The 23,027-nt window shown below is 34.1% G+C and carries 24 protein-coding genes; 19 read left to right on the top strand and 5 right to left on the bottom strand.

Features of this window, described 5'->3' with window-relative positions; genetic code table 11:
- Positions 1-44: 44 nt before the first annotated feature.
- Entirely contained in the window at positions 45-383 is a 339-nt protein-coding gene (locus MKO96_RS22200; protein ID WP_087979608.1) for a hypothetical protein, read from the bottom strand.
- A 260-nt stretch (positions 384-643) separates the two neighbouring features.
- Here MKO96_RS22200 and MKO96_RS22195 point away from each other — a divergent pair, with 260 nt between their 5' ends.
- The 5 genes from MKO96_RS22195 to MKO96_RS22175 all read left to right on the top strand — a co-directional run bounded on the left by MKO96_RS22195 (position 644) and on the right by MKO96_RS22175 (position 4,535).
- A complete protein-coding gene (locus MKO96_RS22195; protein WP_240588702.1) occupies positions 644-1,273 on the top strand; it encodes a DUF4352 domain-containing protein in 630 nt (209 codons plus the stop codon).
- A gap of 470 nt (positions 1,274-1,743) precedes the next feature.
- A complete protein-coding gene (locus MKO96_RS22190; protein WP_240588701.1) occupies positions 1,744-2,361 on the top strand; it encodes a DsbA family protein in 618 nt (205 codons plus the stop codon).
- A 277-nt stretch (positions 2,362-2,638) separates the two neighbouring features.
- Positions 2,639-3,460 (top strand): MBL fold metallo-hydrolase, encoded by an 822-nt coding sequence (locus MKO96_RS22185; RefSeq protein WP_240588700.1) that lies wholly within the window; start codon positions 2,639-2,641, stop codon positions 3,458-3,460.
- Positions 3,461-3,464: 4 nt separating this feature from the next.
- On the top strand, positions 3,465-3,857 hold the full coding sequence (locus tag MKO96_RS22180) for a nuclear transport factor 2 family protein (RefSeq protein WP_001046367.1): 393 nt from the start codon (positions 3,465-3,467) through the stop codon (positions 3,855-3,857).
- A gap of 153 nt (positions 3,858-4,010) precedes the next feature.
- A complete protein-coding gene (locus tag MKO96_RS22175) occupies positions 4,011-4,535 on the top strand; it encodes a nuclear transport factor 2 family protein (RefSeq protein ID WP_137054037.1) in 525 nt (174 codons plus the stop codon).
- Positions 4,536-5,001: 466 nt separating this feature from the next.
- On the opposite strand, the gene MKO96_RS22170 is transcribed toward MKO96_RS22175, so the two are convergent.
- Together MKO96_RS22170 and MKO96_RS22165 are read right to left on the bottom strand one after the other, a co-directional pair.
- Positions 5,002-5,235, bottom strand: a complete 234-nt coding sequence (locus MKO96_RS22170; protein ID WP_000733022.1) for a Phr family secreted Rap phosphatase inhibitor — start codon at positions 5,233-5,235, stop codon at positions 5,002-5,004.
- Entirely contained in the window at positions 5,235-6,350 is a 1,116-nt protein-coding gene (locus MKO96_RS22165; RefSeq protein ID WP_240588699.1) for a response regulator aspartate phosphatase, read from the bottom strand. The genes MKO96_RS22170 and MKO96_RS22165 overlap by 1 nt, the downstream gene beginning before the upstream one ends.
- Before the next feature lie 161 nt (positions 6,351-6,511).
- Here MKO96_RS22165 and MKO96_RS22160 point away from each other — a divergent pair, with 161 nt between their 5' ends.
- The 4 genes from MKO96_RS22160 (at position 6,512) to MKO96_RS22145 (ending at position 8,380) form a co-directional block, all read left to right on the top strand.
- The gene (locus MKO96_RS22160) at positions 6,512-6,883 is read left to right on the top strand and encodes a DUF1433 domain-containing protein (RefSeq protein WP_483298332.1); all 372 of its coding nucleotides are present in this window, start codon (positions 6,512-6,514) and stop codon (positions 6,881-6,883) included.
- Between the two features lie 379 nt (positions 6,884-7,262).
- Positions 7,263-7,667 (top strand): alpha-ketoglutarate permease, encoded by a 405-nt coding sequence (locus MKO96_RS22155; RefSeq protein ID WP_074651618.1) that lies wholly within the window; start codon positions 7,263-7,265, stop codon positions 7,665-7,667.
- A gap of 288 nt (positions 7,668-7,955) precedes the next feature.
- Positions 7,956-8,117, top strand: coding sequence for a hypothetical protein (locus tag MKO96_RS22150; RefSeq protein ID WP_016513667.1), 162 nt, complete (start codon positions 7,956-7,958; stop codon positions 8,115-8,117).
- 104 nt (positions 8,118-8,221) lie between these two features.
- A complete protein-coding gene (locus tag MKO96_RS22145) occupies positions 8,222-8,380 on the top strand; it encodes a hypothetical protein (RefSeq protein ID WP_000548946.1) in 159 nt (52 codons plus the stop codon).
- A 170-nt stretch (positions 8,381-8,550) separates the two neighbouring features.
- On the opposite strand, the gene blaIII is transcribed toward MKO96_RS22145, so the two are convergent.
- Entirely contained in the window at positions 8,551-9,498 is a 948-nt protein-coding gene (gene blaIII, locus MKO96_RS22140; protein WP_240588697.1) for a class A beta-lactamase BlaIII, read from the bottom strand.
- 612 nt (positions 9,499-10,110) lie between these two features.
- Positions 10,111-11,433: an MFS transporter gene (locus MKO96_RS22135; protein ID WP_240588696.1), complete on the bottom strand. Its 1,323-nt coding sequence runs from the start codon at positions 11,431-11,433 to the stop codon at positions 10,111-10,113.
- Between the two features lie 224 nt (positions 11,434-11,657).
- On the opposite strand from MKO96_RS22135, the gene MKO96_RS22130 reads away from it, so the two are divergent.
- From MKO96_RS22130 to MKO96_RS22085, 10 genes are all read left to right on the top strand, one after another.
- Positions 11,658-13,247, top strand: coding sequence for an ATP-binding protein (locus MKO96_RS22130; RefSeq protein WP_240588695.1), 1,590 nt, complete (start codon positions 11,658-11,660; stop codon positions 13,245-13,247).
- A 19-nt stretch (positions 13,248-13,266) separates the two neighbouring features.
- Entirely contained in the window at positions 13,267-13,944 is a 678-nt protein-coding gene (locus MKO96_RS22125; RefSeq protein WP_240588694.1) for a response regulator, read from the top strand.
- Complete coding sequence (locus MKO96_RS22120) at positions 13,941-14,909, top strand: tripartite tricarboxylate transporter substrate binding protein (protein ID WP_240588693.1); 969 nt, start codon at positions 13,941-13,943, stop codon at positions 14,907-14,909. Before MKO96_RS22125 ends, MKO96_RS22120 begins: the two co-directional genes overlap by 4 nt.
- 225 nt (positions 14,910-15,134) lie before the next feature.
- Positions 15,135-15,536 carry a (deoxy)nucleoside triphosphate pyrophosphohydrolase gene (locus tag MKO96_RS22115; protein ID WP_098646443.1) on the top strand — a complete coding sequence of 134 codons (402 nt, stop codon included), beginning with the start codon at positions 15,135-15,137 and terminating at the stop codon, positions 15,534-15,536.
- Between the two features lie 112 nt (positions 15,537-15,648).
- The gene (locus MKO96_RS22110) at positions 15,649-18,537 is read left to right on the top strand and encodes a DEAD/DEAH box helicase (protein WP_240588692.1); all 2,889 of its coding nucleotides are present in this window, start codon (positions 15,649-15,651) and stop codon (positions 18,535-18,537) included.
- A 232-nt stretch (positions 18,538-18,769) separates the two neighbouring features.
- The gene (locus MKO96_RS22105; RefSeq protein WP_240588691.1) at positions 18,770-19,096 is read left to right on the top strand and encodes a nucleoside triphosphate pyrophosphohydrolase; all 327 of its coding nucleotides are present in this window, start codon (positions 18,770-18,772) and stop codon (positions 19,094-19,096) included.
- Complete coding sequence (locus MKO96_RS22100; protein WP_240588690.1) at positions 19,089-21,530, top strand: DEAD/DEAH box helicase family protein; 2,442 nt, start codon at positions 19,089-19,091, stop codon at positions 21,528-21,530. The genes MKO96_RS22105 and MKO96_RS22100 overlap by 8 nt, the downstream gene beginning before the upstream one ends.
- A 103-nt stretch (positions 21,531-21,633) precedes the next feature.
- The gene (locus MKO96_RS22095; RefSeq protein WP_240588689.1) at positions 21,634-21,972 is read left to right on the top strand and encodes a magnetosome magnetite crystal formation protein family; all 339 of its coding nucleotides are present in this window, start codon (positions 21,634-21,636) and stop codon (positions 21,970-21,972) included.
- A 3-nt stretch (positions 21,973-21,975) separates the two neighbouring features.
- Positions 21,976-22,227 (top strand): hypothetical protein, encoded by a 252-nt coding sequence (locus MKO96_RS22090; RefSeq protein ID WP_240588688.1) that lies wholly within the window; start codon positions 21,976-21,978, stop codon positions 22,225-22,227.
- An 8-nt stretch (positions 22,228-22,235) separates the two neighbouring features.
- Entirely contained in the window at positions 22,236-22,979 is a 744-nt protein-coding gene (locus MKO96_RS22085; protein ID WP_240588687.1) for a MerR family transcriptional regulator, read from the top strand.
- Positions 22,980-23,027 lie beyond the last annotated feature (48 nt).

Genomic DNA, 23,027 nt, shown 5'->3' with positions numbered 1-23,027 from the left:
AGTTTTATGAAGGAGTAAATTTAGACACCAAGTATGCAGCTTTTTTACCATTCCCGCCATTCTTCTGTTATATCTTCTTCGGATTCTAAGCCAGCTATTCGTGCAGCTGCATCGATAAATTCATAGAGATCTTCTCTTTCCATTGTTTCGATAAAATGGTCATGCTCGATATTTAGTTCATTTATTTTAATAACTACCTCTTTAACAACTTGCATTACTTCGACTTCGGTTGGGTTCTCCCCTAATTGCTGCAAATTGTTAATGTAAGTGTCAAGAACCGTATTTGTTGCACTTATATTTTCTTCGGTGAAAAATTCCCCATCTTCATCATACTCAACCCATGAGGTTGTTGGTTTGGTTTTTTTCAATTCATCAAATGTCATGATAACCTCCTAAATGTTTTTTTTGACTTTAATTTCATTCTACATTTTCGATCATATATAACAATCATTTTAGAGGCATTTTCTATAGTCTACTAGTTTTTTAACTCATTTTATGAGGTTAACTATTCGTGGTCTCCTTATTTTATGTAAAAACAAATGATTATTCTTAATTACTCGACAAGATGCAACAATTTAAGATTGTATTTTTTGCTATGATAAGTAAGGAATTTATATATCGTGTTATTGGGGGATAAAAAGAGATGTTGAAAAAATTTACTACATGTATTTTAGGTGGCGCTTTAGTATTCAATTTATCTGGTTGCGGCAATGCATCCGACAAAACTTCTTCAGAATCTAAAGAAACCAATTCTAAACAAGAAGAAAAGAAAGTGCAAACAACTGATGAGACGAAAACGAAAGAGAATGCAAAGCAGAAAAATATAGAACAAACAAAAGAGAAATCAAAAGTAAAAGAAAAAGAGTATGCTGTAAACAAGGATTTTCATACACCTAAATTTGATGTAACTGTAAAAAGAGTTGTAGAAAGAGATAAGGTTGGTAAAGAAAGTATAGGATTCCAAGAACCTGAAAATGGACATGTCTTTATTGTTGTAGAAGTAGAAGGGAAAAACATCACAAACGAATCGATGAAATTAGCTGTTTTACCATCAGTGGATTTAGTGGATGAAAATGATAATGCTTACCAAAGTGATGTGTGGGCAGCTAGTAGTTATGATGTTGAAAAAGGTGAGACCTCTAGTATTACTAAGGAATTAAAACCAGGGGAGGTAAAGAGACAAAATAAAGTTTACGTGATTAATAAAGAAAAATTTGATACAGGAAAATGGTATGTACTTGTTAACCATGAGTATAAGAAACAAATTAAATAGTGTTTATTTATTAAGAGGAGATGACTCCTCTTTTTTTGTTACAAGTTAACACAGGATTTCGTTATAATGTAGAAATTTAATGTTTTCGGAAAAAAGAATTGACTTCTATATTAGTTGTAACTAAAATGGTTACATAAAGATGTAATTTATTTGGTTACAGCTGATATCAGCTAAAAAATATGATTTATATATTTAATTAAGGATGGTGGTCCATACGTTGCCACCCGGTGTAGACAGTTACTAACGCATTCAAATCAATGCATATTCCAAGCTTTAGTATTTTCTGTTACGGGGCAATAAGGTGCAGCGTTATCTTTTGTTAAAAACCTTGGTTGATCTTTCTTTGGAAATATTAGTTTTAGGGAAATATAGTAAGGTATCTAAAAAAAGAACAAGGTATAAAAAGATGTACTTATATAAACCAAAAATTTAGTTGAGCTGGATAATAAAAAGAAAGGTAGGAGATTTAAATGGAGACGAAACAAGATAACCTTATTTACGTATGGGACGCATATTGTGGATGGTGCTATGGTTTTTCAGAAAGTATTAAAGGATTTTACAAAAACCACACTGAAGTGCCATTAATGGTTTTATGTGGAGGGTTATTTTTAGATAATTTACCAATGAAAAACTTCTCATATATAGAAGAAGGAAATAAAAGAATTAATCAACTTACAGGTGCTGAATTTGGTCCTTCATATCAAAAACTGGTGGAGGAAGGGACTTTTAAAATGAATTCGAAAGATGCTGCAATTGGCTTTTCAGCCTTACGTTCATTAGCGCCAGACCGTTTATTAGAATTCACTTCGGCTATGCAAAAAGCGTTTTATTATGAGGGCCAAAGTCTGAGTGATCCTGAAACATATCGTAAGATTGCAATCGAGCATGGTTTGGACCCTGAACAAGTATTAGAACGTTTAAACGCTCAAGAAACAATAATAGATGTCCAAAATGATTTCAATAAAGTTCGACAGCTTGGTGTTAATAGTTATCCTTCATTACTTTTACAAAAGGATAATCAAATTATCCCTATTGGTGGTGGGGTAATGACGCCGGATAAAATCGAAGCACGTTTTAAGAATTTTTAATAAGAAATATTAGATTAAAGTATATAACATTTAACTTTTAATAAAGACCAGAAGTAGATTGAAATGTATCTTTCTTATAACAGTTTTTGTTTCAATTTATTTCTAAAGAGGATTCAATTTTACTATAGGCTATAGTGGCAAACATGTTATCTTACGCCAACTGATATTCTGATGGTGCTAACACATTTTCAGGTGAATGGAAGAGGAAGCTTCTGTCGGAACAAGTTAAAAATATGTTAACTAGTTAATAACTTTAACAAAAGGAGAATAACATACTATGTTTAAAACAATCGATACAAATCAAAAAGATGTGAAATTAACGGTGTTTAGTTCGGACGAAAAAAGCTTTATGGTCACAGCAACCTTAGTTGAGAAAGCAGGACATGCATTTTTAATAAACTCAAAATTTACTCAGTCTGATTCGAAAGAAATTGTTGAGTATCTGAAAAAAAACGACTTATCTTTAGATAAAATCTTTATTACTCATGGGGATCCTGATTACTACTTTGGATTAGAAAATATTAAAGCTGCTTACCCAGAAGCTATAGCGTATGCTACAGAGTCTACTGTTGAACATATTGTTCATTCTGTCTTAGGGAAATTAAAAGTTTGGAAAGATGCCCTTGGAGAAAATGCACCAAGTAACGTGGTATTACCTCAAGTGTTTAAAGAAAAAACGATTAATTTTCAGGGGTTAACATTTGAACTAGTAGGCTTAGATTATTACAGAACTAGCTTATTTAATAAAGAGCTAAAAGTATTAATTGGTGGTATTGATGTATTTAACGAAATACATGTATTCTTAGCGGATACTAGCTCAAAAGCGGCGATGGAGACATGGATTGAGAACTTGAAAGTGTTACAAGCATTAAATGCTGACATAATTGTACCTAGCCATGGATCAATCGAAAAATCCCTAAATAATCAAGCACTTACTGCGACAATGGATTATCTAAGAACTGCGGTTCAAGCTTCTGAGGAAAGTGGAACTTCAAAAGATTTTGTGGCAAAACTTGAAGCAGCATATCCAGGCTATGCAAATAAAGGTGTATTAGAATTAAGTGCAAAAGTTGTAACAAAAGAAATGCCTTGGGGTTAATGTTATGAATAAATATCAAAAACTATTACATGAAACGTATGTGTTAACTGGCGAAGGAAAATTGGATGCGTTCAAAACGTATTTAAGTGAAAATGTATCTTGGACAGAAGCTGCTGGGTTTCCATATGCAGGTACTTATATAGGTCCAGATGAAGTAGTGAAAAACGTACATGAACGTCTTGGTACGGAATGGGATGACTATAGTGCTAAAGATGAAATTTATACTTTTAATAACAATACTGTGATCGTGTATGGAAAATATAGTGGAACATATAAAGCTACAGGGAAGTCATTTGTAGCAGATTTTTGTCATCTTTATAAGTTTGATGAGAACGATAAGGTTAAGAAGTTTATTCAAATTGTGGACAGTGCAACTGTTAATGAGGTATTAAGTTAGAGTTAATCGTTTCTAATGTGCCTTGTATAGGGGGTAGTGTTAGGATAAATGAAATTTCCTAACATTACCCCTGACATTACATTTTTGGGAATGGTTTTACTTCCCAATCGTGTTATGGAATATAATTTATATGATTAGAAGAGGTAGGTATATATGAAATTAGAGAAAAATTTAATAGTAATAATTATTTCTGTGTTTATTTTAGGAATTGTGTCGACTTTGATATTTCAAGCTTCCACCGGTAATAACAAAGGTAACTCAATAAAGAGCGAGAATGTTGCTTCTGTATCAAAAGAAGTGAAAGAAAATGAAAAGAATAAAAAGATGGTAGTTGATTTCTATAATGAAGTTTTTAACAAACATAATATCGATATTATCCCTAAATATGTTAGCGAAGATTATAAGCAACATAATCCTTTTGTTGCTGATGGACGAAAAGCCTTCATGGATTTCTTTAAGGAGGATTTTGTTAAAAATCCTAATTCCTCTGCAGAGATTAAACGTGTGGTAGCTGAAGGGGATACAGTTGCTCTTCATGTACATTCTCGTACTAATTCTCAAGATAAGGGAGTTGCTATAGTGGATATATTTCGTATCAAGGATGGAAAGATTGTTGAACACTGGGATGTAATTCAAGAGATTCCAAGTGAAGTAGCTAATGATAATACGATGTTTTAGATAGAAGATATATCTAATAATTGTTTAATTGATAGTGCTGTATAGAATTTAGAAATTTAGATAAGTAAAGGAGATGTCCAAGGCATGGTACTAGGACATCTCCTTTTTGTTTTAATGAGATTTAATTTATTGTTATTTGTATTTTTTCATGTACTACTATTCGAGTACACATCATTTCAGGCGGTTTTCTTTTATCCCGCATTAACGGGCAGTAAGATCCCCACCTCAAAATTCAGCGAAAGCAAAGAAATTAGGAGGGGGGCGGGCTGCCCGTAAAAGCCCAATTGGTGAGGGCCGATAATCAGTGGGGATGAAGAAAACCCCCACTGATTAAAGTTTCACTTTATGCTTCTATATCTTTTTCCTCTTCTACACCAGCAAAAGCAAATTAGATAAAAATGTAGGGCTTAAGTAACTAAAATAAAGAAAAAGCCATACAAGTAGTATGACTTTTTTTGCGAAACAATTAAGCTTGTGGTGCAGGCGGTCTTCCATGATCGTAAGTAGGTGCACCGCCACCATTACCGTGACTATACGCTAAGTCAGGTCTTTGAGGTGACCAGCCTTCTCCATGTGTTGATTGTAATTTATTAACGTTCTCTATCTTTGCTGTTTGTTGTGTTTCAGGAATAGTACTTAATCCGAAAGACATAATACCTGTAGCAGCTAAACTCATTACCGTTAAACCAAGCTTTTTCATTACTTTAACGCCCCTTTAGCTAATAATTTTGTTCTTGCTTCAAGACCTAAACAGAAATAGTCACTAGATGTTTGGTACTCACACGCAGTATGTAATCTAGTTGCTAACAGTTCTGCATATTCTTCTACATAATCCCAAAGTGTTTCTCTTTTGAAATAGGAAATACCTGCAATAGTTACTCTTTTTAATTCTTCAATAGAAGCATTGTTATTTAGTGCTTTTAAAATGGTAAAGTGATGCGTGTATTCTTCATTCTCTAGGTTTAAACAAATTTTTAAACCTTTTTCAATTAGGTCAGAGGCAATATGTGTTTCACCTAACTTAGAATATTCTCTAGCTTGTAGGAAAATAGCTTTAAAATGATTAGGAATTTTCTCTGTTACTTCTGATAAGTGACGAATAGCTGATTCAGAAAGATTTTGACTTGAATATAACCAACCTAAATTGTGGCGGACTAATGAAACTAATGTTTCTTCGTTATTCTTGTTTAATAAGTTTAATGCAGAATTTAAATGTTCCTCGGCTTGTTCAAATTGTTTTAGAGATACACAACTCATTCCGATTGTATTTTCACAAGAAGCTACATTACTTTCATAACCTTGGTGTTTAGAGAAGATATCTTTTGAAGTAGTTGCATAACGAATAGCTAAAAGTGGTTCGTAGGTGTTATGGTAAAACAAAGCTAACTTAGATTGAAATTCAGCTTGTTCGATTTCATTGGAAACATATTTCAAAAGAGATTCAGCTTTTTCATAATGATTTTGTGCCTCATTATGGTCAGTGAGTATCATGAAATGTACAGCTTTATAAAAATGATAATAATAAGCTAAGAAACCATCAGTCGGAGTTTCAAAAGAATCAATTTTATCAAAACTACTTTTAGTGATACTGAATCTATCGGTAAGTGTTTTAAAACGAAAATCTAATAGAGAGTAGTATAATAATAGGTTTTGGTCTTGTAGTTCCGCGTTTTCTTCAGTTTTTAAAATTTTAATATATTCATCAAGTTCTTGTTTTAAGTTTGTTACTTTTGAAAGTTGTTGTTGTAGCATTAATTGATACCAGTCATTAAGTAACTTTGTAATCTTTTCATTCCCCTTCACTGGAACCTGCATATAATCCCTTCCTTTTCTGAATAGTCTTACATTAAATAATAGCAAGAATAGAATATAATGGAAATTGAAATTTGATATTTCTCAACATTTGTTTAACAATTTTATTTTCAATGTATATTTTAAATATATTTAAAAGCAAGGGGATTTTCTATGAAGAAAAAATGGTAATTATCTTATCCATTATTTGTATTATAGCAGGAGGGTATTTTACTATGGAATACTTAAAACAAAAAGAAAAAGAAGAAAAGTTTTGGAAAGACCAAGAAACACGGATAGGAAATTATATTCATTACAATATTCAGGATGTAAAATGTATTACGTTTACAAAACATGATATAAGTCCGATGGGTGTTCCTAGATTAAAAGGATATATAAACAATAATGAAAAATTAGATTTTATAGCTTATATTAGTACTACAGAAAATTTTGAAGATGATTTTACACGTTCTAGAGAATTAGGAAAACTTATAAAAGATCCTGAAAAATCGGTATCTGAAATTGAAAAAGAAGAGAAGGAAAAGAAACAAGAGTAGTCTTTGCGATTACTCTTTTATTTTTCTATAATAAAAGAGTTGAAAATATGAAAGTAAACTAATAATAAAAAGTTTGCTTTCAAATTAGAAAGGGTTAGTCCCTCACTCCACTCCAGCTAAAAACCTCACACCCAAAAACAAAGGGGAACTCAATTGTTCAAACTCATATAAAGTTTCAATCTTGTCTAAGCATTCATTAGGATATACAATTGATCATCTATTTTTCTTTACATAATCTCCAGATACAGTCCATATCAACTATAGATTCTTGTCTTATGCTAAATGTAATCAAAAAGCAAGTAGATAAAGATAATGACTAAAACATTAACTCTAGATACTTTTTTGATGAATATTACAAATAAACAGGAGGTAATGAAAAATGATTAAAACATTATTAGCAGGAGCACTTTTAAGTACAGGATTGGTAGCGGGAGGTGCAGTAGGTGCAGATGATGCGAAAATGGACAATTTAAAGTCAAATGAAGATAGTTCAAATCAAGTAATTACACAAAGTGCAGATGGAACAACGTCTTTCTCACAAAACTTTGATTTACCTAAAGATGCAGTACCAGCAACTCCTAAAGGAGACGCAAAAACTGTTGAAAGAACAGAAGGTACAGGTTCTCAAGAAGGAAAAATGGTACCAACAAAAGAAGGTACAGATTCTCAACCTGGATTTGAAATGGGAGCCCCTGAAAAACCAGAACATGCAAAAACTGTTGAAAGAACAGAGGGTACAGACTCTCAAGAAGGAAAAATGGTACCAACAAAAGAAGGAAATTAAATAATATATAGTTATAACGAAGAGCATCCAAAAAGTGGTGCTCTTTTTATATTATAGGGATTAACCAGTTTTACTGAATATAGAACTGTAGGAGGAATTGAGACTAGAACATGGGGGCCTATCTCTTCAAATCATGGTGTTTAGGGCAATAGTTTTGGTGGTAACGTTACAATACAAACATTTTATTAGAGATTTTCTAAATTTACATACACTCTAGGTAGACTACATATCAACTTCAGATACTTGTTTTATGATACAAGTAATCAAACAAAAGGAGGGCGATACAAAATGATTAAAACAGTATTAACAGGGCACTCTTTTATGTACAGGAGATTATTAGCAGGTGGAGCAAATGTTGAAGATATACAGACAGATAAGCATATTCCATATGAACAAGATGAATTGCAGCAAACTCTAGAAAAGTACGATTCGAAGAAGTTTGAGTTATAAAAAGAAAATAGATAAATTAACAAGAGAAAAGTATTTTCATTTGGATATAGGACTTGAATCAAACTTTTATACTAGAATATATAGGGCAAAAAGGAGGGAGTACATTGCACAAAATTATTTATGGAATATTAATTTTAATATATACTTTGTATTCATTTTTTGTAAGTGACGGAAGTGAAGTAAGGTTTATTATGCTGTTAACTATAGTACTTATCTTTTCTGTGGTTTTAGAAAAAGGAAATGCAAACAAAACGACTGATTAAGGGTCGTTTTGTTTGCATTTTTTTAATTGGCTATTACAGTCCAGATGTTTTAGGGGGAGCACCAAATTTCATTTTTGGGGCACTATTAAATTTTTAGTTGATGAAAATACGGTGCAACTCCTACTAGAGAAAACACCCCCTAAAATAGAAAACTTTTAACCTATTATCCTCTATTCCGTAGCTTTTAAGGTATGTAACACGACTTTAGTTGCGTCTGCAATAAGTTTATCGTCATATTTAGCATCTTCTTTATCATGATTAGAAAGTATAGCAAGAACAATCGGATTTTTATTTGGTGGCCAAATAATTGCGATATCATTTCTTGTTCCGTAAGATCCCGCGCCTGTTTTATCAGCTACTTCCCATCCTTTTGGTACGCCAGCACGAATCAATTTATCTCCAGTTGTATTTCTCTTCATCCAATCTACTAATAGTTCACGTTTTTCTATTGGAAGTGCAGTCCCTAATGTAAATGATTGAAGCGTCTTAGCTATTGCTTCTGGTGTACTGGTATCATGTGTTTCTCCTGGATGCACTTCATTTAATTCAGGTTCAAATCGTTCTGAAGTAGTAACAGTATCTCCCATTTCTCTCAAGATTTTTTCAAATTCAGAGGGACCTCCTAACTGTTTAAGAATCAAATTATGTGCTGTGCTGTCACTATGTCGAACTGAAGCATCTGCAAGTTCTTTTAACGTCATTCCTGTATCAACATGCTTTTCAGTAATTGGATTATAATTAGAAAGATCTTCATGAGTATACGTAATCCTTTGATCAAGAGCTTCTAATGAGTTCTTGCGTAAAAGAGCGCCCACAGCTAATGATTTAGATGTAGATGCAAATGCAAAACGATCATCTGAATGATAAGCAACAGTTTGATTTGTACCTGTGTCCAGTGCATAAATACCAAGCTTAGCATCATATTCTTTTTCAAGTTTAGCAAAAGATTGATTACCTGTATTTTCGTGTTTAATTTGATTAGCTTGATTCGTTTGTTTAGGTGGTTCAGATTGAGCATTACTATTGGAACAACCTATAAGTGATACACATGAAAGTAATATTACAGGTACAATCTTTTTGGAATGTAAAATGTTATAGAACTTGTTTAAAACGAACATAAATTTTCAACCTCTTTCAAGAATATATGGATTTTGTCTAGGTATTCTAAATACCGATGCAATTAAAGATGACATAAGATAACAATACTACTGCAGCTGAAATTTCACAGGTTAAATGACATCCAAAACGTTTATCCCGCATTAACGGGCAGTAAGACCCCCGCTGATTAAAGTTTCACTTTATATGATTGATAAGTCACAGTTTGCGTTATTTCTTTTTTGTTTCTACTTGTAATGATTCACCTGTGAAAGTATTAAACTTGTAATACTTAACCGTAGTATTACAATACATGTTTTTTACTTTTTGGAATAATAAGTCCTTTCATTTTTTTATAATACATAAAAATAGATGTCAAACGGGATATGTTGTATCCAATCTGGACAGCTCATATTAGAAATACACTTATTAGACACTCTAAGTAATAAATTTGTTCCACTTTAAGATGAGGAAGAATTTGGGGTTTGTAAAATAACAATGGAACTACGTGTTTTTTCGTCATACAAAAACCTCTACATATAAGTAGAGGTTTTTAAATTGTATATTAATGAATTATGCTTTTTTAGAAAAAGAAAATCGAGTTCAGGTAAACGAAGAACATAGAATACATAATTTTAACTAGATTTATTATTAGCTAGTTTATCTCCACCACCAAGCTCCGCCTCAATCTGCGAAGTCTTCGATGACTCATCCATACGCCAATACGTAATAAAGCTTATCGCGATACATCCAGCTACGTAGAAATAGAATAGTGATTCCATTCCGATACTCTTTAGCCATAATGCGATGAATTCCGCTGTTCCACCGAATATTGCAACGGTTAGTGCATATGGTAAACCTACGCCAAGTGCACGAATTTCAGTTGGGAAGAGTTCTGCTTTTACAATTGCGTTAATGGAAGTGTAACCAGTTACGATAATGAGACCTACCATCATGAGTAAAAATGCTACCATTGGTTCTGTCGTTTTTTCCATAAAGAAGAAGATCGGTGCTGTTAGTAACGTTCCGAGAATACCGAAAGCCATTAATAGTGGGCGTCGTCCGATTTTATCGGATAGTAGCCCCGCAATCGGTTGAAGTACAACGAAAATAAGTAGTGCGACAAAGTTAATCCAGCTTACAACTTCTTTCGGAAGACCGACTGTGTTTACCATGAATTTTTGTAAATATGTTGTGTACGTATAAAATGCGACAGTGCCTCCTAGTGTTAGACCGACTACTGTTAATACTGCTTTCGGATGTTTCATAAGAGCGCGAACGGTTCCTGCGTTTTCGCGGTTTTGTGATTTTATATTTGCAAACTGCTCCGATTCATCCATCGTGCGGCGAAGCCATAATACAGCTACTGCGCCCATCGCTCCAATAATGAACGGAATACGCCATCCCCATGCTTTCATATCTGGTTCGCTTAGTAATTGCTGAAGAACAATTTGAACGCCTAACGCAACCATCTGTCCAGCAACGAGCGTTACATATTGGAAGCTTGAATAAAAACCACGGCGTCCACTACTAGCCATTTCAGATAAATACGTTGCGGAAGTTCCGTATTCTCCGCCAAGTGATAATCCTTGTAGTAAACGAGCAAGAACTAAAATAATTGGTGCCATGATTCCAATGCTTTCGTAACTAGGTGTACAGGCGATAATTAAAGAACCACCGGCCATAACTGTAATCGAAAGCGTTAATGCTGCCCGGCGTCCGTGCCGATCTGCATAGCGTCCCATTAATAAACTTCCGATAGGGCGCATTAAAAACCCAACTGCGAAAATAGCCGCTGTGTTCAGTAACTGACTCGTTGGATCTCCTTTAGGAAAGAACTCTGCTGAAAAATAAACGGCGAAAGCAGAGTAAACGTACCAGTCGTACCATTCAATTAAATTGCCGACTGAACCTTTGAAAATATTGCCGGCGACTCGGTTAGATTTTGCTTGAGCCATAATCATTCCTCCTCTTGCTTATAAATAAAATGATAAATATGAAAGCGTGTTCATTGTAGTTGAATTGTAATGTCTATAGAATAAAATCTCAATATTATGACAATTTTATTCTTTTTGTACTTTATGTACATGGAGAGTTTTAATAGTTGCTTCATTATTAGTTTTGTCATAATAATAGAAAAGGAGATTGATAGTTTTGAATATTTTATCAAAGGATATGAAGCATGAAGAAATCACGCAAAGTGTCATTACAAACGAAAATAGTAAGCTTAATTATTACGTTAATTTTATTTGTTGTTCTCCTATTAGCAGGGATATTTGTTTACATTCAGTCCGTTGATACGAAGCGTCAAGTGGAACAGTTAGCACTGCAAACAGCGAAGTCGCTCTCTTTTATGCCAGCTATAAAAGATGCTTTTCAAAATAATGAGCATAAAAGTACGATCCAATCTATTGCGGAACAAGTTCGTGAGCAAGCTGGCGCAGATTATGTCATTATAGAAGATCGCTTTGGGGTGATGTATTCCCATTCTAATTCGGAGTTAATTGGTACAAAGAGTAACAATCCATATAACTATGAAGCACTCACTTTTGGTGGCTATTATACGCTTGAAGGAAATGGTGAAAGTGGTCCTGCTTTAATGGCGAAGGCGCCCATTATTGTTCATAACGGAGACTACGATCAAGTCGTAGGTGTTGTGACAGTAGAGTTTTTAATAAAAGGTATTGAATCTAACATACTGAGCAGAACGAAAGAAATTATACTCTTTTCTTTAGCTGTATTATTAGCCGGCATTGTTGGTGGCATTCTTTTAGCACGTAGCATTCGAAAAGATACACTCGGTTTAGAACCGAATGAAATCGCAGCGCTATACCGGGAACGAAGTGCAATCTTACTATCTATAAAAGAAGGAATTATCGCTATCGATCAAAACGGTTTTATTACGATGATGAATACGTCGGCAGAAGAGATGCTACATGTAAATAATGATTATATGCAGCGGCACATTTCAAAAGTTTTACCGGAATTTAATATGGAGAGAGTGCTAGAAAACGATCAAGAAATCGCGTTTCAAGATAAAGTGTTTATTTTAAACATGACACCGATACTCGAAAATAATAATACGGTAGGCGTTGTATGTAGTTTTAGAGATAAAACAGAACTACAAAACCTTGTTAATACGATATCTGAGGTAAGAAAGTATTCCGAGGACTTACGTGCTCAAACACATGAATTTACAAATAAACTTTTCGTCTTATCAGGATTACTTCAGTTAGGACATTACAAAGAAGCGATTGAATTTATCCAGCAAGAATCTAATATTCATCAAAGCCAAAATCATATTTTATTCCATCAAATTCATGATGCGAAAGTGCAAGCTATTTTATTAGGGAAAATTGGAGCAGCGTCTGAGAAGAAAATTGATTTTTATATTGAAGGAGATAGTGCGCTTCATCCGTTACCAGACCATATAAAAGTTTCACACCTTATTACGATCCTTGGAAACATAATTGACAATGCGTTTGATGCGGTAAGTGAGCAAGAGGAAAAAAAAGTTTCATTCTTTGTTACGGATATTGGACACGATATTGTGTTTGAAGTGATAGATAGTGGAGCAGGGATACCGGTAGAAAAAATCACGACCATTTTTCAAAAAGGGTTTTCAACGAAAGGAAACGATCGTGGTTACGGGCTAGCAAACGTGAAAGAAATGGTGGATCTACTAGGAGGAACAATTGAGATTCAAAACGAGAAAAATGGGGGAGCTATTTTTACAATTTACCTTCCGAAAACATTTAAAGAAAGTACATGACAAACAGGGGGATGGGCATATGTTGAATGTTGCAATTGCAGAAGATGATTTCCGTGTCGCGCAAATACAAGAGGAGTTTTTATCAAAAATAAAGGACGTAAAAGTGATCGGAAAAGCATTGAACGCGAAAGAAACGATGGAACTACTACAAAAGGAAGAAATCGATTTGCTTCTATTAGATAACTATTTACCAGATGGAATCGGTACAGACTTATTGCCGAAAATTCATGCAGACTTTCCAGACGTTGACGTTATTATGGTTACTGCGGCAAATGAAAATCACATGTTAGAAAAAGCAATTCGAAATGGCGTAAGCAACTACCTTATAAAACCGGTCACGTTAGAAAAATTTGTTCGCACAATTGAAGACTATAAAAGAAAGAAGCAACTATTACATAGTGACAATGAAGTAAATCAAGCACTCATCGATAGTTTCTTCGGCACTTCGCAAACACAAGACATAAAAAACTTACCGACAGGTGTGGATCCGTTAACACTGCAAAAAGTGAAAGGAATTATAAAAGGATTCGAAGAGGGTATTACAATAGAAGAAATGGGCGAACAAATGGGGGCTTCCAGAACAACCGCAAGAAGATATTTAGAATACTTAGTAGCGACAAACGAATATACAGTAGAGTACACATACGGCATTATCGGACGACCAGAACGAAAGTACCGAATAGGACGAGGACTATGAAAAAACGATTATTACTATGTATATGGATCATGACAGGAGTAATAGCTGGTTGTTCCTCAGAAAAACCTCAAACGAATACAGTAAACATAGACAAAGTAGAAATCGTTGCACCGAACGTTCAAGGAGCAGGATGGGACTTAACAGCACGAGCGATGCAAAAAACGCTGACGGAAGAAAAAATCTTCACAAAACCAATTACTGTCACAAACAAAGTAGGTGGCAGCGGTGACGTCGGATGGAAATATACGAAACAAAAAGGCGGTCACGTACTGGCGATTAATTCAAGCTTACTCATAACGAATAACTTACTAGGCCACAGTAAACTAACATATAAAGACTTCACACCGCTCGCGACACTCGCATCGGACTGGGAAGTCGTTGTCGTATCAAAAGACTCAAACATAGAAACCGCAAAACAACTAATGGAACAACTAACACAAGACAAGAAAAACTTCAAAATCGGCGTTGCCCCCGGCCTAGGAAACGACGATCACCTATCCTTCGTACAAGTAAGCAAAGCATTCGGCATAAACCCTGCCGAACTACAATTCTTCGTCTACGAAAACAAAGAAAAAATCATAAACGCCCTAACGAACAAACAAATCAGCGCCGCAACCATGACCCTATCCGAAGCCGAAAAACAATACAAAGCCGGTAAAATCAAAATACTAGCCGTATCCGCACCAAAACGTCTAGACCGACTACCAGAAATCCCAACGTGGAAAGAACAAGGAATCGACGTCATCTTCCAGCACTGGAAAGGGATCATGGGCCCGAAAGATATGACGAAGGAAGAGGTTGCTTATTGGGATGGTGTGATTAAGAAGATGGTGGATAGTGATAGTTGGAAGGGGGTTTTGAGAGAGCGGGGTTGGGAGAGTTTTTATAAGGGGAGTGGGGAGACTAGGGGGTTTTTGGAGGAGAGTAGTGGGTGGTATGGGGGGATGGTGAAAAAAGGGGCTTAAGAGGGAAGTATTCAATCAGGCTTTATTTTTGTAGTTACTTCTATATAATATAAAAGAGATGAGAGTGTTAGGCTGATTGCATTAAAAGGGCTAGATAGGGATAGATAAAATCTAGCTTACTGATTAAAAATATATTAGTCGTTAGAAGATATAAAAGGCATTTTTCAGTCTATAAAGTGTGGAAACATAAAGTATAGAGTTTCTGTGAGATTTAAGGAGGACATAATGAAGAAAAATATTTATGTTGTTGGAGCAGTAATTGTACAAGATGAGAAAATTTTATGTGCGCAAAGAGGACCATCTAAATCGCTACCTCTTATGTGGGAATTTCCAGGTGGGAAAATAGAAGAGGGCGAAACACCTCAAGAGGCGCTAAAGCGTGAAATTGATGAAGAAATGCATTGTAGCGTGCAGATTGGTGAACAAATTGATTATACAGCCTATGAGTATGATTTTGGTATTGTTCATTTGAAAACTTACTATTGTAAACTTGTTGAAGGAAGTCCAGTTCTAACTGAGCACGTAGCAATTAAATGGTTATATCCGAATGAACTATCAGCTTTAGAGTGGGCACCTGCGGATATTCCAACTATTGAAAAATTATCAAAGGAATCGATTGTAAAGTAATTTGATTAAAAACTATTCGTTTTATGCGGATAGTTTTTTATTGTAATAAATTTGCACTTTAAATCAGTGAGTAATACAATTAGTATAAAAATTTGTCATAAATGGTGATCATATGGAGAATTTCATTCAGAAGTTAGAAGGGTCTTTATATAAAGGATTTATTAATCAAAAACATAATCATCCTGGAATATATAAGCCTAAATTATTAGTAAACAATACGAAGAAAAATGAAAATGTTTTAAGCTCATTGTTGGAAGAGCTTGAAAATAGTACAGCCTTTATTTTCTCAGTGGCTTTTATTACAGAAAGTGGGCTAGCGACTTTAAAATCACATTTCCTTGATCTTAAACAAAAAGGGGTTAAAGGACGTATATTAACATCTACATTCTTAAATTTTAATACACCAAAAGTGTTTAGAGAGTTAATGAAACTTGAAAATGTAGAAGTGAGATTAACAAACTTATCTGGTTTTCATTCAAAGGGATACATATTTGATAATAAAACACATTGTTCATTAATTGTCGGTAGTTCAAATCTGACTGCGCATGCTTTGAAGGTAAACTATGAATGGAATGTTAAGTTAACATCGCATGAAGATGGAGAGATAGTACAGCATTTTAAAAATCAATTTGAAGAAGTCTGGGAGCATTCTCAAGTGTTAACTGAAGAGTTGATTGCAAATTACGAAACAATATATGAACAAGTTGCAGAAAATAAGTTGCTAGATCGAGTTATAGAATTACCTGGTCAATATCATAATGCAATTGAAGCAGCGTTGAAAATTACGCCAAATAAAATGCAACAAGCTGCATTAAAAGAAATACAAGCTATTCGAGACGCTGGAAAAGCAAAAGGCTTAGTTATTTCCGCAACAGGAACGGGTAAAACATATCTTTCAGCATTTGATGTTAGAAATTTTGCACCTAAACGGATGCTATTTATTGTTCATCGAGAGCAAATATTAAATAAAGCAAAATCAGATTTTCAAAAAGTTCTTGGTGGAGTAGATGAGGATTTTGGGATTTTATCAGGATCAAATAAGCAAATGAATGCTAAATATTTATTTGCGACGATCCAAACCATTTCAAAAGAGGACACTTTACATCAATTTGATCCTGAGCTATTCGATTATATTCTAATAGATGAAGTTCATAAAGCTGGTGCTAGTTCTTATCATAGGGTTATTGATTATTTTAAACCTAAATTTTTAATGGGAATGACTGCTACACCTGAACGTACAGACAATTTTAATATTTATGAGATATTTGATTACAATATTGCTTATGAAATTCGTTTGCAAGAAGCACTTGAAGAAGATATGCTTTGCCCTTTCCATTATTTTGGAGTAACCGATTTTGAATATAATGGTGAAAAGATAGATGACACTACTGTTTTATCTAAACTTGTTACAGAAGAGCGAGTGGATCATATAGTTGAAAAAGTAAAATATTACGGTTTTTCTGGTGAGAAAGTAACAGGACTAATGTTTTGCAGCCGAAAAGATGAGGCAGAACAATTATCACATGCCTTAAATAATAGAGGTTTTCGCACATTTGCATTAACCGGCGATCATTCCCAACAGGAAAGAGAACTGCGCGTAAATCAATTAGAAAATGGCGTGCTCGATTATATTTTAACGGTAGATATTTTTAATGAAGGAATTGATATTCCGAGTGTGAACCAAGTTGTTATGTTAAGGCAAACTCAATCAAGTATTATCTTTATACAGCAGCTGGGGCGTGGACTTCGAAAGCATGATTCGAAAGATTTTGTTACGATTATTGATTTTATTGGAAACTATAAAAACAACTATTTAATTCCGATTGCCCTTTCAGGAGATAGATCGCAAAATAAAGATAACATACGTAGATATACAAATGATACGAGTTATATTAAAGGTATTTCAACAGTTAACTTTGAAGAGATAGCGAAAAAACAAATCTTTAAAGCGATTAATAATAGTAATTTAACAGCGATGAAAGTATTAAAGGAAGCTTTTGCTGAGTTGAAAAATAGAATAGGAAGAATTCCATGTCTATATGACTTTATAGTAAACCATTCTATTGATCCAGTTGTACTTGTAGAAGGATATTCGAACTATTATCAGTTTCTATTGAAAATGAAAGAAGATGTCCCTGTATTAACAGAGTACGAGAATCAAGTTTTAACGATGTTTTCATTGGAAGTATTAAACGGAAAACGTAAAAATGAAATTACTCTATTAGAATTGTTGTTAAAGCAGGAAAAAGTTGATAAAGATGAGTATCTAAACCAACTTGGGAAATCTAACTGTTTAACAGATGATGAGACCATTACTTCTGTGCAACGAATTTTTGAATTGGAGTTTTTCTCACAAAACAACCAAAAAAAATATGGGGGAAAGCCAATTCTCACGTTGCAGGATGATAAGACATATATGTTTAATGATTCTATTCGAAAAAGTTTAGAGCAAAATGAATACTTTAAGTATATGGTTATGGACATTATTAGAAGTGCAAAAGAAAAGAGCAAAAACTATGAGTGTGATAGTAACCTTACTATATATAAAAAATACTCAAGAAAAGATGTATGTAAACTTTTAAATTGGCACAATGATGAGAGTTCAACTATGTATGGTTATAAGACAAAATACTATACTTGTCCAATATTTATCACATACCATAAAAATGATGACGTAGAATCCAGTGTAAACTATGGTGATGAATTCCTTAATCAAGATGTTCTTAAATGGTACACAAGAAGTAATAGAACATTAAAGTCAAAGGAAGTACAGACAATTATTGATGCTAAACAAAATAATATTGATGTCCATATTTTTGTGAAAAAAGATGATGACGAGGGAACCGACTTTTACTATTTAGGAAAAGCGAGACCTGATAAAGCAAGTGTAGAACAAACTGAAATGCAAGATAAAAAACCGGTTGTTACGATGAATATGATTATGGAGAAATCGGTGGATAATAAGCTCTATGATTATATAAAGGATGGTAATGTTTTGTAGGTAGATTAAAGTTTTAATGCTTGTATAGCCCAAAAATGATCAACGAGATAGTAGTATTAGTAGATAGGATAAGGCTGTATCAAAATGGCATCGGAGTATGCTTTTGATATGGCCTTATTTATTGGGTTAGAATGTACTATTTGAGTAGTTATTTCATGCGAACAGAAAGAAAAGCACTAAATCTTATATGGTATAATTAGAGAATTAAATCCTTAATCCTGGAGGAATTCAAATGCCAACTTACAACAAATTAGTAAGAGACCGTATCCCAGAAATTATTGAGAATAACGGAAAAACATTTACAACTAGAATACTAGATGAAAAAGAATATATAGAAGAAGTGAGCAAGAAAACACAAGAGGAGTTAGCTGAGTATTTAGAGGCTGAAAGTAAAGAGCATAAAGTAGAAGAATTAGCTGATTTATTAGAGCTAGTGAATGCGTTAGCACAATATGAAGGTGTAAGGTTAGAGGATGTTGAGAAAGTTCGTAAGCAGAAGGCGGAAAAGCGTGGTGGTTTTCAGGAGAGAATTTTTTTAGTTGAGGTACATGATGACTAATGTACAGCTCGTTACGAATAATTTGATCCATAAGCTAGAGCGATATATGGATGATGCAAGATCAAGTTACATTTTAACTTCGTTTGTTATGAAATCAGGAGTAGATGTCTTAGCCCCCCTTTTGCGGAAAGCAGCAGAAAAGAATGTAGATATTAAGATTTGTACAGGAGATTATTTGTATATTACGCAACCAGATGCTTTAGAGAAATTGTATGAAATTCATCCTGATATTGAGATTCGACTGTGGAGGAGTGCAGGGAAATCATTTCATCCGAAGGCTTATTTATTTGAGCGTGAGAGTGACGGAGTTATGATTGTTGGTTCTTCTAATATGTCTCGTTCTGCGTTAACAAGTGGTGTGGAATGGAGCTTACTTGTGAAAGAGAGTGTTGGAGAGGAAGCTTTTTCAGAGGCGATTGATCAATTTTTACACATTCATATGAACGAAGCAACTCAGCCTATCAATATAGAAACAATTAAACAATATCGTAAAGAGTATGAAGAATTTCATACAACTCATTCGAATTTAGTCCGAACTTGGACAAGACAAGAAGAGATTGAAATGATGATTCCCTCGGGACAAGAGGATTATACTGCGAGATCAGGAGTAGAAATTGAATTAGAGGAATCAGCTGTATATGAAACAAAGATTATACCACGCTTTGCACAAGTACCTGCATTGGAACAATTAGAGAATGTATTGGAAGAAGGATACAACAAAGCGATGGTTGTTATGGCAACAGGACTTGGCAAAACTTATTTAGCCGCTTTTTTTGCAAAACGTTTTAAGCGAGTTTTATTTATTGCGCATTTAGAAGAAATATTAAATCAGGCAGAAAAATCTTTTTTGCGTGTAATCGATAATAAGACTACGGGAATTTATAATGGAAAGAAAAAAGAGGGCGAGAAGGATGTTGTTTTTGCTTCTATTCAAACGTTGAGTAGAAAGCGTCACCTAGAAAACTTTTCCCCTAATGATTTTGATCTCATTATTGTGGATGAATTCCATCATGCAGCAGCTAACAGTTATCAAAGAGTATTAGCTTATTTTAACCCTAATTTCTTGTTAGGGATAACGGCAACACCTGATCGAAATGATTTTCGTGATATTTATTCGATTTGTGATGGGAACGTTGCATACCGAATTGATTTTATGGAAGCCATTCAGCGTGGATGGTTATCTCCGTTTCACTATTATGGAGTACATGATGATACCGATTACTCACAAATACGTTGGATAGGCAATAAGTATGATCGTGAGGAACTTGCGCAAATTCAGTTAAGAGAGGAACTAGCCTTAAATATTTTAGAAGCTTGGAAGAAATATAAGAAAACTAGAACAATTGTCTTCTGTTCTAGTATTAGGCAAGCGGTCTTTTTGTCTACATACTTTAATGAGAATGGTTATAGTACAACCTCACTGCATTCAGAAGCAAAGCATATTTCGAGAGTCGATGCAATTAAACAGTTGGATAGTAACGAATTAGATGCTATTTTCACAGTAGATTTATTTAACGAAGGTGTTGATATTCCATCTGTCGATACACTTTTATTTGTTCGCCCAACAGAATCATTAACAATTTTTACGCAACAAATTGGTCGTGGTTTACGATTACATGAGCATAAGGAGTCTTGTGTTGTAATTGATTTAATTGCGAATTACCGAAATGCAGATATAAAAATGCAAATGCTTCGAGTTGATGATGGAAAGACGAAAGGAAATGGTACACACAACATATTGCCAGATGGATGTACAGTAGAGTTTGAATTGGAAGCAAAGCAGTTATTAGATGAATTACTGAAAAAGAAAATGCCGAGAAAAGAAAAACTACAGCATAGCTATCAAACTGTAAAAATAGATCTTGGACGTAGACCTACATATTTAGAATTACATAAGCTTGGAACAGAAGAAAGTAAAGAATATCGACAAGAATTTAAATCGTATGTAGGATTTTTGCTATGTAATGATGAACTAACTGAACAAGAAAAAGCAGTGTTTTTACATTATGAATCATGGTTACAAGAAGCTGAAAAGACAGGAATGGCAAAAAGTTATAAAATGCTATTACTGTTAGCGATGTTGCAACGTGGGAGAGAGAAGTGGTACCATCCTATTTCACCAGAAGAAGTTGCACCATTCTTCCACCAGTTCTTAATGGAAAAAGAATACCGTAAGCGAATTGATTTTAGTGATAAGCAAGCGCAACGTATGTGGGAATATGATGAAGAAAAAGTTAGTAAATTAATCGCTACAATGCCAATGACAAAATGGAGTGGTAGTTCGAAAGATTTACTATCATTTGATGAAAACTTGTTTTCTCTAAATATGGATGTTAGAAAAGAAGATGAAGAAATTTTATTTGAATGGACGAAGGAGATATGTGAATATCGTCTTCATACATATTTTGAAAGAAGGACAGCAACGCTGAAATAGGCGTTGCTGTTTTTTAAATTAAAATGCAGTAACCCCCTTGTACCTCCCCCAACGTCACCCCCTAACCTAAAGAAGACAAATCAAAAAGGGGGCCAAACCACTCATGAAAACCACCACAAAAGAAAAAAGAAACACCATAATCATGCTACTACTCTCAGCCCTAATAGGAATCTTTTCACCATTACTCATGTACATCACACTGGCACGTAAAAATGAGGTATACAAATATCATTGCCGAAAGGCTTTCAATTTTCATTTATTAATTTTTCTTTTATTTAATATTAGTTCACGTATTAGTGATGTTTTGTTTTGGATTGTGTTTGCGCTTGAGGTAGTTCAAGTGATCTTTGTTGCGTGGAAAGTAATACACGAAGAACCATATCGCTATTTGATTCGAATTCCGTTATTTAAAGAAGATAAGTATGGATTGGAAGGAGAATAGGTGATGAAACAAGAAGTGGAGGTAAGGGGAAAGCGAACTTTTATCATGATTGCAGTGTTATTTATTGCAATTTATATCGTTTTACAAAAAAGAAAGTATGAGTACTTTTATGATGGTATTAGTGAGTATGAAAATCGTTATAGAGGTAATGTACCTTTTTTATTACTTGCTGTAGGTTTGTTTCAATATTATCGGCAGAATGAGATGAGTTTTTCTCATATGCTTCAATATGTGAAAGAGAAGTTAGCGGAGTAGGTGATGATATGACGTGGATGATTAGTGAGTTTGCCAGTGTTGGGGATGTTACGGTGCGGACGCTTCGTTATTATGACAAGATTAATTTATTAAAGCCGAGCGATTATACTGAGGGCGGGCATCGGTTATATACGAAAGATGATTTGTATGTGCTGCAGCAAATTCAATCTTTTAAGCATCTTGGGTTTTCGCTTGGGGAAATTCAAAATATTATATTGCAGCGTGATATAGAGGCGGGAGAGTTTTTAAGACAAATACATTTTCAAAGGGAATTGCTTTTGGCAGAGCAAGAAAGAATTACGAAGGTACTTTCGCATATGGATGAGATGACGAAGAAGTTTCAAAAGGAAGAACGAGTGGATGTCGCTTTGTTTTCTTCGTTTCTACAAACTTTTATTTGGGAGAAAGAAAATAAAGAATGGTTAGAGGAACACTTTTCAAAGGAGAGTGTTCGAGCGTTTTATAATAATAAAGAACTGAAAGGAGAGTTTGATCGGCGTTTTATGGATGTGATAGGGAAGTTGAAAAAGTATAAGGAAGAAGAGAAGAATCCGAGTCATCATGACGTTCAAGTTACCTTGAAGGAATTTTTCAATTTAATAGAAGAAGTAACGAACTATCTTGATACCCCTCCAAGTGATATAGAGGATATAATCAATCAATCTAACCTCCCACTATCCGAATTCCCAACCCTCTTCACAACCGAAGAAGAAAACTATATAAAAGAAGCAATGCAGCAGTTTAACAACTAGTTAAACTGCTTTTCCATTATAATAGAAGAAAAACCAAACGGAGGAAAT

It is taken from the genome of Bacillus sp. ES1-5 (genome assembly GCF_022487605.1).
GTDB lineage: Bacteria > Bacillota > Bacilli > Bacillales > Bacillaceae_G > Bacillus_A > Bacillus_A wiedmannii.
The sequence above is the reverse complement of the archived record's forward strand: the minus strand, read 5'-3'. Positions and strand labels throughout refer to the sequence as shown.